We start from the raw sequence: 15,835 nt of genomic DNA, 5'->3' as shown, positions 1-15,835 counted from the left end.
ATTCGAGATTGAAATCCTTTACTGCTCATCCTATCTTGGAATCAGCCTCCCGCCTGCGCTGCCACAATGCTTACCTCATCACCTTCGCTCAGCGGTGTCTGAGTTCCATGCAAAAAGCGGATGTCTTCGCTGTTGACGTAGAAATTCACAAATCTGCGGGGTTCGCCCTTTTCATCGCACAAACGCACTTTGATGCCAGGATAGCTTTGCTCTAAGGATTCGAGCAGTTCACCAATCGTACTGCCGCTGCCTTCAATGGTGGCTTGATTGTTTGTAAGCTTCTGGAGAGGAGTCGGAACGAGAACTTTGACTGTCATAGTTAAAGATTATTCAGTAGTCATTCATGCGTAGTCACGAGCGATGAGTCATTAGCAACCCCGGAGGGACTAATGACTCATCACAAAAAGCTGGTAGCGGTTATTAAACCAGAACTTGCTGCCAGTCGAGGCGTTCGAGTGTCCGAGAGCGCTCTAATGCCCGCTCGAAACTGTCCAGCTTCGCCTCAATTGTCAGGGGTTCCCCGATGTATCCTTGCACCGCTTCTTGGGTTTTCAGCCCGTTGCCGGTAATGTAAACAACGGTCGTTTCTTCGGGATCAATTTTACCCGCTTCTACCAATTTTTTCAGCACGGCGATGGTGGTGCCACCAGCGGTTTCGGTAAAGATGCCTTCGGTTTCAGCTAACAGCTTGATGCCTTCAACGATTTCAGTATCGTTAACTGATTCAATGTTACCGCCGGTTTTCTTCGCGACTTCCAGAGCATAAACCCCGTCCGCGGGGTTGCCAATCGCAATTGATTTGGCAATTGTATTCGGCTTCACGGGGGTTACGAAGTCGCGCCCTTCCCGATGAGCTTGGGCAATGGGAGAACAACCTTCAGCTTGGGCACCGCTGAAACGGACGCTCTTATCAGCGACCAGCCCAACGTTGATAAATTCTTGGAATCCTTTGTAGATTTTGGTGAACAGAGAGCCAGATGCCAAAGGAGCGACGATATGATCCGGTAGTTTCCAACCTAACTGTTCGGCTACTTCGTAGCCGAGGGTTTTGGAACCTTCCGAGTAGTAGGGACGGAGGTTAATGTTGACAAATCCCCACCCTTGGGTATTAGCAACTTCGCAGCAGAGGCGGTTCACTTGGTCGTAGTTGCCCTGAACTGCCATGACGGTGGGACCGTAAATGAGTGTACCTAGAACTTTACCGGCTTCCAGGTCGGCGGGGATGAAGACGCAGCAATCTAAACCAGCGTAGGCAGCGATCGCTGCTGTAGAATTCGCTAAATTACCCGTACTGGCGCAGGATACTGTCGTAAATCCTAATTCCTGCGCTCTTGTTAAAGCGACCGACACCACCCGATCTTTAAAGCTCAGGGTGGGCATATTGACGGCATCGTTTTTAATATAAAGATTTTTAATACCCAGACGGCGAGCTAAGCGATTGGCTTTTACCAAGGGGGTCATGCCAGTTCCCACGTCAATCGGCTTTTCTGTGGCGACGGGTAAGAAGGAACGATAGCGCCAAATTGAGTTAGGCCCTGCCTGAATGCTTTCACGAGTGACGGTGCGGCGCAAAACATCGTAATCGTAGGTTACTTCCAGAGGGCCAAAACAAAACTCACAGACATGAGTTGCCTTAAGTTCGTATTCGGTGCCGCATTCTTTACACTTCAGTGCCGTAAAGGTTGCCGTTGTTGACTGGGTTGCCTGGGTCATGGGTATTTACACTCTAATCGTCCGTCATCGCTCGGTTGATACTAACACAGGCAAAAATACCCGTCAAATATATCCGACTCTTTTAGTCGGGATTAAATGTTGTCTATGATACAAAATTTAGCCCTCAGTCTGAAGACTGGGGCGATTATATTCCAAGCTTGCGGTCGCTAATTTAGGAAAAAGAGGGAATTGAAGCGGATTTGGGATGAAAAAACCGAATTTCTGGCGTTTAACTTTTGTCTTTCCTAGCCACCGCTAACAGGGGGAATCAGCACGACTTCATCCCCATCATGCAGAATCGTGTCTGGCTCGACGAATTGAAAATTAACGCCAAAGCGAGTAACTTGACGCCATTTGTCAAGTTCTGGATGTTCGGAAGCAAATTTATCTAATATCGCTGAAACATCTGTATTTGGAGGGATTTTCAGCACCAGTTCCGAAACGCCATAGGCTTCTTGATAGGCAGCGAATAATTTGACGGTAATCGCGATCGCTTCAGTGGACATAGGAACTGATGCTAGAGGTGGCTGGCATTAGATTAGCGCGATCGCTGACTATCCGCTTTATGAATGCCCCCTAATCCAAAAAGCGATCGCACCCAAGAAAGGGAGACGGGGCTTTTGGCATCTTCAACATCTGCATCAGATGCACTCTCTTCGAGGTTCTCGGCGTTTTCTGCACAAGGAAGGGAATTTACCACGTTCAAGGAATCTTGTTGCACAGCCGCCAATGCTTGACCCACCGCCACGATAATCTGAGGTGCTAACTTAGCTTTAGCCCGTTGCTGCTGTAGATACCATCCTCTGGGACTGGTCGCATACAGGGCTGGCAGACGATTCAGGGCGTAAGCGATCGCATGGGCTGGATTGATATAGTTGACCAACTTTGGCGGTAACTGCTGGAGTTGTCGGTGTACTTCCTGAGCAACTAACAGTTCCATGACATTGCAGTAGGTTAGAACTTGATTCGGTTGCATAATCTTCTTAAAGACTGAGCTGGCGATCTCTGTAAAGAAGGACAGACGTTGAAGAAGGCGATCTAGCGCGTTATCCTCTTAGATTGCCAAAGACGCTTTCGCTTGACGGCTCACTTTTTTGCTCACCCTTTGGCTCAGTTTTCAGGGTACGGCTGCGATCGCTACACCGAAAGGTGAGCCAGAATAAGCGAGAATTGTGGTAAAGAGCTTAACTATGGCGGGGTCTCTCAGAGCATCTGCACGGGGACTAGAAAGCGTTGATAAAGCCCGAAAAAGGAAAGGTTGGACAAAAACAATGACCGTTTCTTGGTGGCAGGCTGCCCTAACGACCCAGGCAACCTTGAAACGGTTTTGGCAGAAAAAACCTATTCACCAAGAGACCTTTATTAATATTTGCCAAGCTGTCGGGATCGGCAACTGGAGGGAAATTGTTGATTCAGGTGCCGTTGAAGAAGCAGAAGCGCGTGAAATGCCTATACTCGATTGGGGTGAAGCGCCTGATGTCTCTGGTTTCTATGGGCGCACAGAAGAACTCGCTGTGCTTGAGAAATGGATTGTCGCTGATAGTTGCCACCTAGTAACGCTGTTCGGCATGGGGGGAATTGGTAAAACAGCGCTATCCGTGATGCTAGCCGAGCAAATTCAGAATGAGTTTGATTATTTCATCTGGCGATCGCTCCGTTCTGCCCCATCAGTCGAAGACCTGATCGCAGACTTGCTCCGACTCCTTTCCAACCAGCAATCAACCGATTTACCAAAAGATATTGGTCGCCGAATCTCCCAGCTAATTGAGTCTTTGCGATCTCCCAAAGGAACGAACCCTTCCACAGGTTCCCATCGCTGTCTAATAGTTTTGGATGAAGTCGAAACGATTCTAGGTGCTGGTCAAGCAACTGGGTATTATCGAGAAGGATATGAAGGCTATGGCGAACTATTCAGACGAGTGGGAAGAGAGCGCCACAACAGCTGCTTAATGCTAATCGGTCGAGAGCAACCGAATGAAATTGCATTAATCCAGGGAGAAACTCCAAGCGTTCGTTCCTTACTGCTGTCCGATCTCAATGATACAGACGCTTGGCAAATATTTAGAGCCAAAGGTTTGTCAGACGAGAACCACTGGAAAAGCCTTTTTCAAATCTATCGAGGGAATCCCTTAATCTTAAATATTATTGCCAGTTATATAAAAGACTCATTTGCTGGTAAAGTTTCTGATTTCTTAAAGCTAGAAACAATATTTTTAGGCGATATTCATCTAATTTTAGATACTTCCTGGCAACGGCTATCAAATTTTCAAAAAGAAATTATGTTTAAGTTAGCGGCTAATCTCAACCCCAGCTCTATCTTTAAATTAAAAGAAGAAATCAATCTAACGGTTTCAACTTCTGAAATTATGGAAGCGATTCAAGCATTAGAACGTCGTTCGCTGATAGAAAAGCAAATCGAAGGGAATGAAGTTATTTATACGCTTCAGCCAGTTGTGAGAAGGTATGTTAAAAGAAAAATTGCTAAGCGAACGGTTGAACAATAAAGTTATTTTCCGAGAGGAAGTTATAATTCTATAACATTCCCACTCAAATCGGGATAGTGTGTTTGCCGTGAGTTATTGCATCAATCCTAACTGCCGCAATTTCAACGAACCTGGTAATCAAAGCACTTGTCCTGACTGTGGCTCTGAAAGTTTAGTAGAAGGGCGCTATCGGGTCATCCAACGTTTGGGCAAAGGAGGCTTTGGTCAAACCTTTGAGGTGGAGGACGTGCGTCGGGAAGGTATAAAAAAAGTCCTAAAAATTTTGCTTACTGATTATGAGAAGGCAATCTGCCTATTCCAGCGGGAAGCCGAAGTTCTAAAGAAGTTGAATCATCAAGGGATTCCCAAAGTAGAGGCAGATGGATACTTCCAGTTATGTCATCTAAAGAGCGAAAAGCCCTTGCACTGCTTGGTGATGGAGAAAATTGAGGGGATCAACTTAAAAGAATGGTTGAGCAGCCGGAACCATCAACCCATCAGCCAAAAGCAAGCGATCGCTTGGTTGAAACAACTGGCAGAAATCTTACAGCAAGTTCATCAAAGCAACTATTTTCACCGGGATATTAAGCCGTCTAACATTATGCTGCGACCTGATAATCAACTGGTGTTGATTGATTTTGGTGCAGTCCGGGAAGCTACGGAAACCTACTTGCATAAATTAGCCGGAAGAGATGGCACAGCAATAATTTCCCACGGCTATACACCCCCAGAACAAGCCGATGGTAGAGCTGTTTCCAAATCTGATTTCTATGCTTTGGGACGCACCTTCGTTCATTTGCTGACAGGCATACATCCCCATGATCTTCCTGAAAACCCCCAAACAGGTCAGTTGAATTGGCGAAACAGTGCCCCACAGCTTTCACTAGAGTTGGCAACTTTAATTAATGACCTGATGGCTCCTTTCGCAGGGAATCGACCTGAAAATGCCCAAGAAATTGTGCAACGTTTAGAGGAAATTGAGACGCAAATTAACCATCATTGGCGGACACGATCTTCCGACGACACGCTTACTTTGCTTCCTGGAGGCAATTGTTCGGACGCGGAAATTACTAGGATTATCAACTCAGGCAATTTAAGGCTTGTACTCATTTGGGTCATGAGTGCAATTCTCTTGACAGGACTCGGAATAATTATTTATGCGCTCGTAAAACCGCCGAAGGCTTGTGATTCCAATCTTGCAGACAATGTCAGTTGTGGAGAAGAAGTTTTAGTTCCCAGCTTGAAAGGCGCTCTCAAGCAAAAAGGCGTGCAAAAATTTGCCAGAGGTCAATATGCTGAGGCTGTTGGTTTATTAGAGAAGGCACGGAGCGAACAGCCAAGCGATCCAGAAATTTTGATTTATCTGAATAATGCCCGATTGATGGATAGAAAGGAAAAGGCATACACGATTGCTGTTGCCGCTCCAATAACCAACAATCCAAACAGAGCGCTAGAAATTCTGCGAGGAGCTGCCCAAGCCCAAAATGAAATCAATCAAGGTCAAAGGATTAGTGGTAAAGGGCTGAAAGTAGTAATCGCAGATGATGCCAATAATCCTGTCAAAGCTAAACAAATCGCTGAGTCATTCGTGTTAAAAAAGGACATTTTAGCGGTCATCGGTCACTATGCCAGCGAAGTGACACTGGGAGCGATCGCAATTTATCAACAGCACGGGTTGGTATTAATTTCTCCAGGTAGCACCTCGGAAGACCTCTCTGAGTGGAGCCAAAAGAGCGAACACGTTTTCTTTCGCACTGTACCCAGTAATCGCGTGAATGCCCAGGCTTTGGCTAGCTACATGATCCAAGCCAATCAGCGGACAGCCGCAGTCTTTTACTCTGGCACGAGTAATTACAGCAAATCTATCCGAGATCAATTTCACGTTAGCTTCCCCGCAAGTAGAGGACGGGTAAGAGCAGATTTTGAACTGTGCAAAAAGGACTTCAATGCTGTTGAGGCGATTAACCAATCACAAGCAAAAGGCGCGACTACGCTTGTCTTTCTTCCGGATGGTCAGACCTGTCCTTTTTCCTTTCAGAATGTCTTAGCGGTGATTAAGGCAAATCAGGGTCGTTATCCGATGGTGGGAGCATGGGCTGTTTACAGTTCTGAGATTCTACAAATCGACCCTAAATATGTAGTCGGTCGCCTAGTAGTAACAGTCCCTTGGCATTCCTTGAGCAGCCCCAATCCAACGTTTCCCAAAGAATCTAAGCAGTTATGGAAAGCGGAAGTGAGTGGGCTGACCGCTACGACTTATGATGCAACTCGTGCGTTAATAACGGCTTTAGCGAAAAAACCTCAACCGAATCGTTCTGACGTGCGGCTGGTTTTATCGGCTCCCGACTTTCGAGCCAATGGTGCAATGGGGATAATTAGTTTTCGCGGTGGAGATCCCAATGAGCCGATCTTTACATTGGTCAAAGTCGTGCCGTCTAACTGCTCGCTTTATGGTTTTAAGTTTGTACCTGTAGACTATCCCCCAGATAAACTTAAGGAAATAGAGCGCGGTTGCAAAAACTAATCGTACTTATCCGAATGCTCTAGCGGATTCTAACAAATCCAGCCTTTTGAACCAGTTTTTGATACCAGTCTGTTAGCAGTAACTTGGCGTAAGCTTCCCCTGAGTTATTCAATTTGTTCGTTTTGTTTAACAATTACTGATAATCGGCGAGTTAGAGGATATCGACCATTCGAGAGTATTACCACTTGTGTATATCGTTGAATGTCATTAAGTCTCTATTTGAGTTCGTCATTCATCGTCAAACCTTTAACTTTCCAAACTTTTTACCTATGGTTGTTTCTCTCAACTGAATTAGGTTCGCTATATAAATCAGCTCTAACAGCTTCTGTCCTCTAATTCTTATGAGTTCTCTGCGCCTCAGGGGTTCGTTTTTTATCGATACTTCTTTTTAACAGCAACACGAGAATGGCACCAATTGCTAACCCTACACCATGTGCCCAATACCCAATGCCCACGGGATTGACGCCACCGGAAATATTTAAGCTACCGATTCCATAAAACATCTGCTGAATAAACCACCAGAATAGATAAAACAAAGCTGGCAATTCAATAGGGATAAACACAATTACTAGGGGCAAAATGGTATCAATTTTTGCCTGGGGAAAACTCAGAAAATAGGCTCCGAGGACAGATGCGATCGCGCCATTTGCTCCAATTAAGGGCATCGTCAAAGTAGAGTCCAACCAAACTTGTACGATGCCCGTCAAAATGCCGCCCAGCAAGTAAAGTAGCAGAAACCGCCGATGTCCGAGAAGATTCTCTACACTCTTTCCAAAAACAAATAAGAATAGGAGATTTCCTAAAATTTGACCAAAGCTGCTGTGGAGAAACATCGCCCAGAACAGGGAACTGGACAACATCAGCAAGGCAACCCACGCCGCTGGATTTTCCCCACTGAGGGTATCTGAAATCACAGCACTGATTCGGGCAGGAACGATACCCCAGTGTTGGATAAAAGCGCTCAGCTTACCTGCAAGCTCTAGTTTTAGCTCCCACAGAAATAAAGCAACATTGATTCCGATCAGGGCGTAATTAACAATCGGTTTGCTGCGACTGGGGATGTTATCAGCAATAGGAATCATGAAGGTTTTAGATTTTAGATTTTGGACGAATCATCAATCCACACGCTATGCCCTCAAACTTATCCTAGTTCGCTAAACAAATCCGCCAAAATTACATTAGAAAATAAAAAACCTTCCGGATCGGTTAATCTCAATCGTCCCTTTGGTGGGAGTTTCTGGGCGTCAAGTGCGATCGCTTCCCCGCTTTCGCCAACAATTTCTACCCAACCTTGCTGGTAGTAGGATTGCAAACACGTCCAAATTTGTTGCAGCGTCTGTTTGCCAAACTGTTCGGATAAGGTTGATAAACTAAGGCCCTCTGCTAGACGCAAGCCCAGCATCAATGTTTCCAACAATACTTCAGATGTCAATGTTTGAGGACAATCCCAGACGCCACCTGCTTTGACTATCTGTTGCACCCATTCGTAATATTCCCGTGTTTTGCGGGGACGGGTGAACCGGCACCCTTGCAAATGACTGGCGGCACCCATGCCAAAGGCATAGTAGGGGCGATTTTCCCAGTAAACTCGATTGTGGCGGCATTGATGACCGGGTTTGGCATAATTAGAAATCTCATAATGCTCATAACCGGCACTGGTGAGAACTTGCTGCGCCAGTCGGTACATCTCGGCAGCCATTTCATCGGTGGGAAGCGGTTTGGCACCGGGTTGATACTGACGCCCAAAGGCAGTAACTGCCTCGACTTGGAGATCGTAAATTGAAATATGAGTGGGCGCGATCGCTACTGCGGTTTCTAGAGATTCCTGCCACTGTTCCAACGTCTGATGGGGCAAACCAGAAATCAAATCTAAGCTAAATTCGGGAACCCCCACTTTGCGGACTAGCTCCACAGCTGCAAAAATATCAGAGACAGAGTGCGATCGCCCGCATACTTCCAATAGTTCTGGCTGAAACGCCTGTACCCCCAGACTGATTCGATTCACTCCAACTGAGCGGTAGCCTTGAAGTTGTTGCGAGTCAAAGGTGCCAGGGTCCATCTCCATCGAAATTTCAGCATCGGTGGCAATACCAAAACCAGCATCAAGTTGAGTCAAAATTTGCTTGAGTTGTTGCACCGATAACAACGAAGGAGTACCACCTCCAAAAAAAACTGTTTTTAGGGAATTTCCTTGTACTGGTGTAACTTCAATTTCTTGGCACAATACCTCAACATACTGCTCAATTGTGCCAGAGTTCTTACCAGTCTTGCGATCCCCTACCACAGACACTGGAAAATCACAGTAAAAGCACCGGCGTCTACAAAATGGAATGTGGAGATAAGCAGAGCTGGGGATACCCAAATTAATATTTTTTGCGTCCGGGATTAAATAATTTAAGACCATATTTGTATCAATACTCAATATAGCGATGAAATCTTTAAATGTTTGATTAACAGTTGTTACTTTACTGAATTGTTGTCAGGTCTTTTCTTCTCTTAGCAAGAATACGTCAAGGCTATACCCCGTCTTGTTTCCTGCCTTTTAGAAGCGACATAATTGGCTAATTTTTCAGAATTGTTCTTTTAATAAATAAAGAGGTGACTTCATCAAAATAGCTCAAATTGGATTAAATGCTGGTGCTAAATCAATGGTCATACGCAAGAGTGAAGTCAATAACACAAAAGATATAATAAAACAAATGTAAATTTGTATCAGTTCTTGAGAGCCGCTTTCAGGAATTGAAGCAATCATCCCAAATAACTGGAAACCATGCTTGACGCAATCATTATTATTTTATTCATCCTAGCAGCGGCGGGAATCGGGTTCGACGCGATTGAATTACTGCCTAGCGGTGCCCTACATCAAGTCAGCAATCAGGACGCTTTACGCTGGGTCTTCGCCGGGTTTGCCGCCCTGGTTGGGGGCGCTGCCGGTTTGCTCGTGCAGACGACCTATCGACGCTTGGAAAAGAGAGTCCGGGAAATGCCGATCGAGGTCATTTTGACCAGAGCTGTCGGTTTGGTGATTGGCTTATTAGTTGCCAACTTGATGCTGGCACCCGTTTTCTTACTACCAATGCCCTTCGATTTTGCTTTTATTAAGCCTCTTGTTGCCATTTTAGGCAGTGTCATGTTTTCCTACTTGGGAGTGACTTTAGCGGATACCCACGGTCGTTCCTTCTTGAGGCTGATTAGTCCCCACAGCGTGGAAACGATGTTGGTGGCAGAAGGAACCCTCAAACCTGCCTCGACCAAGGTTTTAGACACCAGCTGCATCATCGATGGTCGCATTGAAGAACTGCTAAACACTGGCTTTATCGAAGGTCAAATCCTCGTACCCCAGTTTGTCTTGCAGGAACTGCAACAACTGGCAGATGGTTCCAACGATCTGAAGCGAGTTCGGGGACGGCGAGGGCTAGATATCCTGAACCAGATGAAGGATGCTTACTCAGAACGGATTGTAATCCACTCCGCCGATTACGATGAAATTCCCAAGGTGGATGCGAAGTTAGTCCGGTTGACGCAAGAAATCAACGGCACTTTGCTCACCAACGACTACAACTTGAGTAAGGTTGCTACTTTGCAGAAAGTGCCGGTGCTGAATATTAACGATTTGGCTCAGGCAATTCGGGCAATTTATCTGCCTGGTGATAGCTTGGATATCAAAATTATCAAGGGTGGCAAGGAACCAGCTCAGGGCGTCGGCTACCTGGATGATGGAACAATGGTGGTTGTGGAAGACGGGCGCGACTACATGGGTGGTGAAATCCGAGTGGTTGTAACCAGTGCCTTGCAGACTTCGGCGGGGCGAATGATTTTTGCTCGCCCTCAAGCGTCTGTTGTGGCTTGAGTAGCTTGAAGTGGCGATCGCCACTGGTGGCACCTAGAAAGCCCACAAGCACCACTCTTAAAATCTCACCGCCAAGAAAGTACGCAGAGGTAAATTGCTTCCTCTGCGTACCTTTGCGTTAACCTTGGCGTACCTTTGCGTTAAAAAAGCCTACTCCTGCAAAATAGTTTTAGAGACGATCCGTGTCTTCTTCCTATCTGCTTCCGAAAGTTCTTCACCTGATTGCAAGCGAGTAGCACTGGTTTGGAGAACCGTCGCGCCTCCCTTGTCTCCCATTTGCAGGGCGGTTTTGGCGGCAGTTTGTAACATCGTCGCTGCACCCACGCGATCGCCTTGCTGCAATTTCGCCTCTGCTAACTGAGTTTGTCGGTATTTCGCCAACGCCAAAATAGACTGTTGCACCTGAGGATTGGGTGCGGGTTGGTAACTCCGGACAACATTCGCCTCAACTAAGACTTGTTGAGAAATTAGCCCCATTTTATCCTGGGCGGGATCGTCGTAACGGACTTGCACCTGGGCGATCGCTTGACGCCCTTCCGCTAGCTGGCTGACGTAAAGATTCGCCAAAATGATTCGCGGCACATCTTTCATCAAGTCTCCCAGACGTACCGTATAGCGATCGCCTTCTTGTTGCACCGGCAGTTCAATGGTATCTGGAGCAACTTGGGCGATGGGTTTGAGTTCCGCTAACCGTACCTTCGGCATTAACGAAATTGATAAGTAGGCATTTGTCAACCCCACCGCAGAGATTCGATTAAACAAGCGTCCAAACTCATTAACTGCCTGTTCGGGACGCTCAATATAGGACAGCGTACCGCCACCCGCATCAGCAATTTTTTCCAAAACATCCTGGTTCCAGTGAGCGCCAAATCCCAATGTATTCAACGTCAGGTTGTAGCCAGTCGCCACTTGGGCAAATTTCAGACAGCGGTTATTGTCGCCATGCTCATTTTCGCCATCTGTTAACAGAAAAGCTTGAGAAACCGTTTCCTTTTTGCCCTTCGCCAGTTCTTCAATTCCCAGTTTTAAACCCTCATCAATCGCCGTACCCCCATCTGCACTGAGCCGATTAATCTGTTTCTTAATATTTTCTGGGTTGTCAATGACTTGGTTGGGGACAAGCACTTTGGCTTTGTGATCGAAGGCGACAACCGAGATGCGATCGCCCGGTGTGAGACGATCCACCAGACCGATCGCTGCCTGTTTCACCGTTTCCAGGGGGCGTCCATTCATCGAGCCACTGTGGTCGAGAATTATGCATAAATTGAGCGGGGCACGATCTTCAAGATCCCCAGCGATCGCAGAAATAGAAATTTCTAGTTGACGCTGGCTACTCGTTTGAGTCGCGTCAATATTCATATCATTCAAAGCAGGCTGTAAACCAACTCTCATAGCACGCTCATTCCTGGCAGAACAAGAAGGGATCGGAGTAACCACAAGACTAAACGCTGACGCTCCGGAAAGGGAACCATAAAATTACCCCAACCGCGACCGGGCTTATTTTCTACAATAGCTTGCAGCCCAACACGGCGGAAGCAGCCAGCCAAAAGATCGCAATTCTTTGCAGAGTAAAACGCGATCGCTGGGGTGGATTTCACCCATCACCTTTCGCAAAAACCGATACTTAAACTCAGGTTTCTCTGTTTAAAAACCCAAAAATTAGAAGAGTTTAAGACCCATTTTCCGGCGTCCCCTCCCAAAAAGCCCGCTGACAGGCGCTAAAGCGACATCAAGCCACCCTCAACCTGACTAAAAGCGGTAAGGGGAGTAAAACTGCTAGAATCCAGTCAGTACGGTGGGGCACACCGGAATTAATGTCAAATTAAAGATAGCACCACTATTGCAGCTTTCCGATACGCCATGAACTCACCCATCCAGGCTGTTCAAGCTCCCTACGGCGGCGATAGCTTCTACCGAACACCGCCACCAGACTTACCCTCCCTGATCTTAAAGGAGCGGATTGTCTATCTGGGAACGCCCTTGGTGCCAGAGGTAACGAAACTAATCATCGCCCAACTGCTGTTTTTGCAGTACGAAGATCCAGAAAAACCGATCAAAATCTACATCAATTCCACCGGCACCTCGCGTTACGACGGCGAACCTGTTGGCTTTGAAACCGAAGCCTTCGCCATCTGCGACACGATGAACTACATCAAGCCGCCCATTCATACCATCTGTATCGGTTCGGCAATGGGAATGGCGGCAATGCTACTCTCTGCTGGGACTAAAGGCTATCGCGCTAGCCTGCGCCATGCCACGATTATCCTGAACCAGACTAAGAGCTACGCTCGCGGTCAGGCGACGGATATTCAAATCCGAGCCAAAGAAGTGCTGGCTAATAAGACAACGATGCTGGATATCCTATCGCGCAATACAGGTCAGACTCCTGAAAAAATTGCCAAGGATATGGATCGACTCTTCTATATGACTCCGGAGCAAGCTGTGGAATATGGCTTGATCGATCGGGTTCTAGAGTCCAAATCAGATTTACCAACACCACTTCCCGCTGGTGTCATCTGAAGAATTAAAAATTAAAAATTAAAAATGAAGACCATTCAAATTTTTAATTTTTAATTTTGCATTTTTAATTCTTTGGATACGAATTTTCACTTTTTACGAACGGAGTTCTACATTATGCCTATTGGCTACCCTAGAGTTCCCTACCGGATGCCAGGGGGACAATATACCGAGTGGATTAACATCTACGATCGCCTTTACCGGGAACGGATTATTTTCATGGGCGAAGATGTTGATGATGAAATGGCTAACCAGATAATTGCCGTGATGCTTTATCTGGATTCGGAAGATCCGGGCAAGGACATCTATCTCTATATCAACTCTCCGGGTGGCGTAGTCACTTCTGGCATGGCGATTTATGACACCATGCAGCACATCAAATCAGATGTGGTGACAATTTGTGTAGGCTTAGCGGCATCAATGGGTTCGTTCCTGCTGACCGCTGGGACAAAAGGTAAGCGTCTCGCTTTGCCTCACTCGCGGATTATGATTCACCAACCTTCTGGTGGTACGCGGGGACAAGCCACAGACATTGAGATTGAAGCGAGAGAGATTCTACGGATTCGTCGCCAGCTGAATGAGATTTATTCTCACCGGACGGGTCAGCCTATTGAGAAAATTGAGAAGGACATGGACCGTGACTTTTTCATGTCTGCTCAAGAAGCGAAGGAATACGGTCTAATTGACCGCGTTATCGAAGAACGTCCGAAGTAATGAGTGATTAGCTGTTAGCTGTTAGCTGCTTGACGGGTGGGTAGTCGCAATTGTAAACTTGGGCTTCCAACAAGATTCTCAGAAGCTAATAGCTAACCGCTAAAAGCGAAGGGCTAGAAATAAACTCCCGACTATCAACAAAGATTAAAGCCTAATCGATAGATGATTCCTCTGATGAACCTCGCAGATTGTTACCGGGTGTTGGGGTTAAGATCAGGGGCATCTTTTGCAGAAATTAAAGCGTCTTACCGACGTTTGGCACGGCAGTATCATCCCGACGCAAATCCTGGCGATCGCCAAACGCAAGATAAATTTATAGAGTTGACGGAGGCTTACAAGTTCCTCCTCAGTGTAGTAGATAAGTCTGAGACGGTTGAGAAAGTATCCAATCCAGAACAGACTGCTGCACCGCCTCCTCAACCTTCCGTCACGAAGGTGACTCGCAAAGAGACGCCCAAAGAAACGCCCGTTCAAAAACTCCCAGACTTATCGATAACTGAGCAACAGCTGAAGTGGAGTTCTTATCAGCAGTTGCAGCAGTTGCTGAAAAATCGCCGATTTCCCCGCGCGATCGCCCTCATCGAAGGACTCGCCCAACGTCTGCCAGAAGATCCAGAAGTGCGTCAGTGGCAAGCGATCGCTTATCAACGTTGGGGGCGTCAGCTGATCGCTGAAAAGCAACTCGAAAAGGCAAGAATTTATCTAAAAAAAGCCCTGAAAACCGACCCCCACAATCGCTCTCTCTGGGCAGAAGTGGAACGAGATTTTCGCCGTTTAGAGCAGATTTTTTAGCTTTACTTCGCTGCAACCAAATATCTTCAATTGGGTTCTGCTTGGGATTCTTTGGGAGCAAAGCGAATGCAAGTGATTTTCCAGTTGGACTCCTCGAAGCCTTGATTAACCGACTCCAAGGACTCTCTCACCGCTTGTGAGCCATTATAGATAGGTGGCTCCATCTCAAATCAGGGCAATGGGACTGTTGGGACATTTGTCTAGGAGATACTTGAGAAAAGCAATCATGCCCTCAGAATTGCCTGCCTCAGGTGCTTGAATCAGTTACAAGGATATTGCACGCGAGAGTAAGCACCGCTATATAAAGCGACTCCTATAGAGCAGTCGTATTTGAGTTGTGATGATGCTAACGGTTCAGATCGCCGACTTCTTAGCGGGGATCTCGCCTTCAGGAACAATTTAGGATTGCTATAACAGATAATTTATTAAATAAATATTAATTGTGAAAATCGTTACTCTAGACGCATTTTCGCCCTAGCCTCTCTTAAAAACGGAACCTGAAATCTGGCTGTCTCTACCAAAAATGTAGGTTAACGAGATTCAGATTTTCTTTATAAATGTCCTCTCACCCATCAATAACCGTTTGTTTGGGAAGGGAAGGATTTTATCCAGTGCCTATAACGCTTGACAGCAGATTGTTTTGAGCAATGTTGCAATTGCTTAATCTATGGATAGTTGACGCTCGTATTTATGTTAAGCAGCTTCATAACTTTTTATGATGAAATGCAATGTTTTAAGTGGATATCGTACAAGTTATAGCTCATTGTAAAAATCAGATCGCATACTTTATAAAGACAGAGAAATTTTGCTTTTGAAATGGTTCCTCAAAGGAAATACTTTATGCAACCCTTAAATTCACCAGTTTCAGCCTGTCGCTATTGTCAATTTTATAATCCGATGGGACGACGTGGCGGCTGTTGTCAAACTCTTGGCGTAACCGTTCAAAGTGGATGGCAAGGTTGTCAACTGGGAATTCCTCGGTTTAAAATTCCCTACGAATGTTCCCAAGAAGATTCGCAGAAACGAGTTGAAGCAATTGTAATTTAAAATACAACAGAAAAGAGGAATCTGAAACAGTCTGAAAGTTAGAAAGCCAATTTTTTTTATTTCTCCTTTAATAGCACGCTTCTGTTTGACGGGTTGCCGGAAACTGAAAAAGCAATTTTCTCAATAAGAATCTATGCATTGCAACCCGTCTATAATAGCAAGCCCATGAAAGGAGTTCTTCAATCGTTTAGTTTT

The 15,835-nt window shown here is 46.1% G+C and carries 14 protein-coding genes; 7 read left to right on the top strand and 7 right to left on the bottom strand.

Translation table 11 applies throughout. From position 1 onward, the window contains the following. Positions 1-41: 41 nt before the first annotated feature. From NDI33_RS16660 to NDI33_RS16645, 4 genes are all read right to left on the bottom strand, one after another. Positions 42-317 carry a MoaD/ThiS family protein gene (locus tag NDI33_RS16660; protein ID WP_190533320.1) on the bottom strand — a complete coding sequence of 92 codons (276 nt, stop codon included), beginning with the start codon at positions 315-317 and terminating at the stop codon, positions 42-44. A 103-nt stretch (positions 318-420) separates the two neighbouring features. Beyond that, complete coding sequence (gene thrC, locus NDI33_RS16655; protein ID WP_190413131.1) at positions 421-1,713, bottom strand: threonine synthase; 1,293 nt, start codon at positions 1,711-1,713, stop codon at positions 421-423. Positions 1,714-1,958: 245 nt separating this feature from the next. Further along, on the bottom strand, positions 1,959-2,219 hold the full coding sequence (locus tag NDI33_RS16650; RefSeq protein WP_190413130.1) for a MoaD/ThiS family protein: 261 nt from the start codon (positions 2,217-2,219) through the stop codon (positions 1,959-1,961). A gap of 32 nt (positions 2,220-2,251) precedes the next feature. Then, positions 2,252-2,689: a late competence development ComFB family protein gene (locus NDI33_RS16645; RefSeq protein WP_190672733.1), complete on the bottom strand. Its 438-nt coding sequence runs from the start codon at positions 2,687-2,689 to the stop codon at positions 2,252-2,254. A 214-nt stretch (positions 2,690-2,903) separates the two neighbouring features. On the opposite strand from NDI33_RS16645, the gene NDI33_RS16640 reads away from it, so the two are divergent. Further along, complete coding sequence (locus tag NDI33_RS16640; protein ID WP_190672730.1) at positions 2,904-4,217, top strand: NB-ARC domain-containing protein; 1,314 nt, start codon at positions 2,904-2,906, stop codon at positions 4,215-4,217. Between the two features lie 67 nt (positions 4,218-4,284). Beyond that, complete coding sequence (locus tag NDI33_RS16635) at positions 4,285-6,720, top strand: bifunctional serine/threonine-protein kinase/ABC transporter substrate-binding protein (protein WP_190672727.1); 2,436 nt, start codon at positions 4,285-4,287, stop codon at positions 6,718-6,720. Between the two features lie 332 nt (positions 6,721-7,052). Here the strand turns inward: NDI33_RS16635 and NDI33_RS16630 are convergent, their stop codons facing one another. Continuing rightward, on the bottom strand, positions 7,053-7,802 hold the full coding sequence (locus NDI33_RS16630) for a rhomboid family intramembrane serine protease (RefSeq protein WP_190672724.1): 750 nt from the start codon (positions 7,800-7,802) through the stop codon (positions 7,053-7,055). A 59-nt stretch (positions 7,803-7,861) separates the two neighbouring features. Further along, the gene (hemW, locus tag NDI33_RS16625; protein ID WP_190672721.1) at positions 7,862-9,124 is read right to left on the bottom strand and encodes a radical SAM family heme chaperone HemW; all 1,263 of its coding nucleotides are present in this window, start codon (positions 9,122-9,124) and stop codon (positions 7,862-7,864) included. 366 nt (positions 9,125-9,490) lie between these two features. Between hemW and NDI33_RS16620 the strand changes: the two genes are divergently transcribed. After that, positions 9,491-10,570 (top strand): PIN/TRAM domain-containing protein, encoded by a 1,080-nt coding sequence (locus tag NDI33_RS16620; protein WP_190413113.1) that lies wholly within the window; start codon positions 9,491-9,493, stop codon positions 10,568-10,570. A gap of 150 nt (positions 10,571-10,720) precedes the next feature. On the opposite strand, the gene NDI33_RS16615 is transcribed toward NDI33_RS16620, so the two are convergent. Continuing rightward, positions 10,721-11,962: a VWA domain-containing protein gene (locus NDI33_RS16615; protein ID WP_190413111.1), complete on the bottom strand. Its 1,242-nt coding sequence runs from the start codon at positions 11,960-11,962 to the stop codon at positions 10,721-10,723. A 468-nt stretch (positions 11,963-12,430) separates the two neighbouring features. On the opposite strand from NDI33_RS16615, the gene NDI33_RS16610 reads away from it, so the two are divergent. The 4 genes from NDI33_RS16610 to NDI33_RS16595 all read left to right on the top strand — a co-directional run bounded on the left by NDI33_RS16610 (position 12,431) and on the right by NDI33_RS16595 (position 15,640). Further along, positions 12,431-13,090: an ATP-dependent Clp protease proteolytic subunit gene (locus tag NDI33_RS16610; RefSeq protein WP_190413108.1), complete on the top strand. Its 660-nt coding sequence runs from the start codon at positions 12,431-12,433 to the stop codon at positions 13,088-13,090. 114 nt (positions 13,091-13,204) lie between these two features. After that, a complete protein-coding gene (locus NDI33_RS16605; RefSeq protein ID WP_190413106.1) occupies positions 13,205-13,801 on the top strand; it encodes an ATP-dependent Clp protease proteolytic subunit in 597 nt (198 codons plus the stop codon). A gap of 174 nt (positions 13,802-13,975) precedes the next feature. Then, positions 13,976-14,593 carry a J domain-containing protein gene (locus NDI33_RS16600; protein ID WP_190413729.1) on the top strand — a complete coding sequence of 206 codons (618 nt, stop codon included), beginning with the start codon at positions 13,976-13,978 and terminating at the stop codon, positions 14,591-14,593. A gap of 840 nt (positions 14,594-15,433) precedes the next feature. Then, complete coding sequence (locus tag NDI33_RS16595) at positions 15,434-15,640, top strand: hypothetical protein (protein WP_190413102.1); 207 nt, start codon at positions 15,434-15,436, stop codon at positions 15,638-15,640. Positions 15,641-15,835 lie beyond the last annotated feature (195 nt).

Origin of the sequence: Trichocoleus sp. DQ-A1, from assembly GCF_039961955.1 — a bacterium.
Classification (GTDB): Bacteria; Cyanobacteriota; Cyanobacteriia; order Cyanobacteriales; family FACHB-T130; genus FACHB-T130.
The sequence above is the reverse complement of the archived record's forward strand: the minus strand, read 5'-3'. Positions and strand labels throughout refer to the sequence as shown.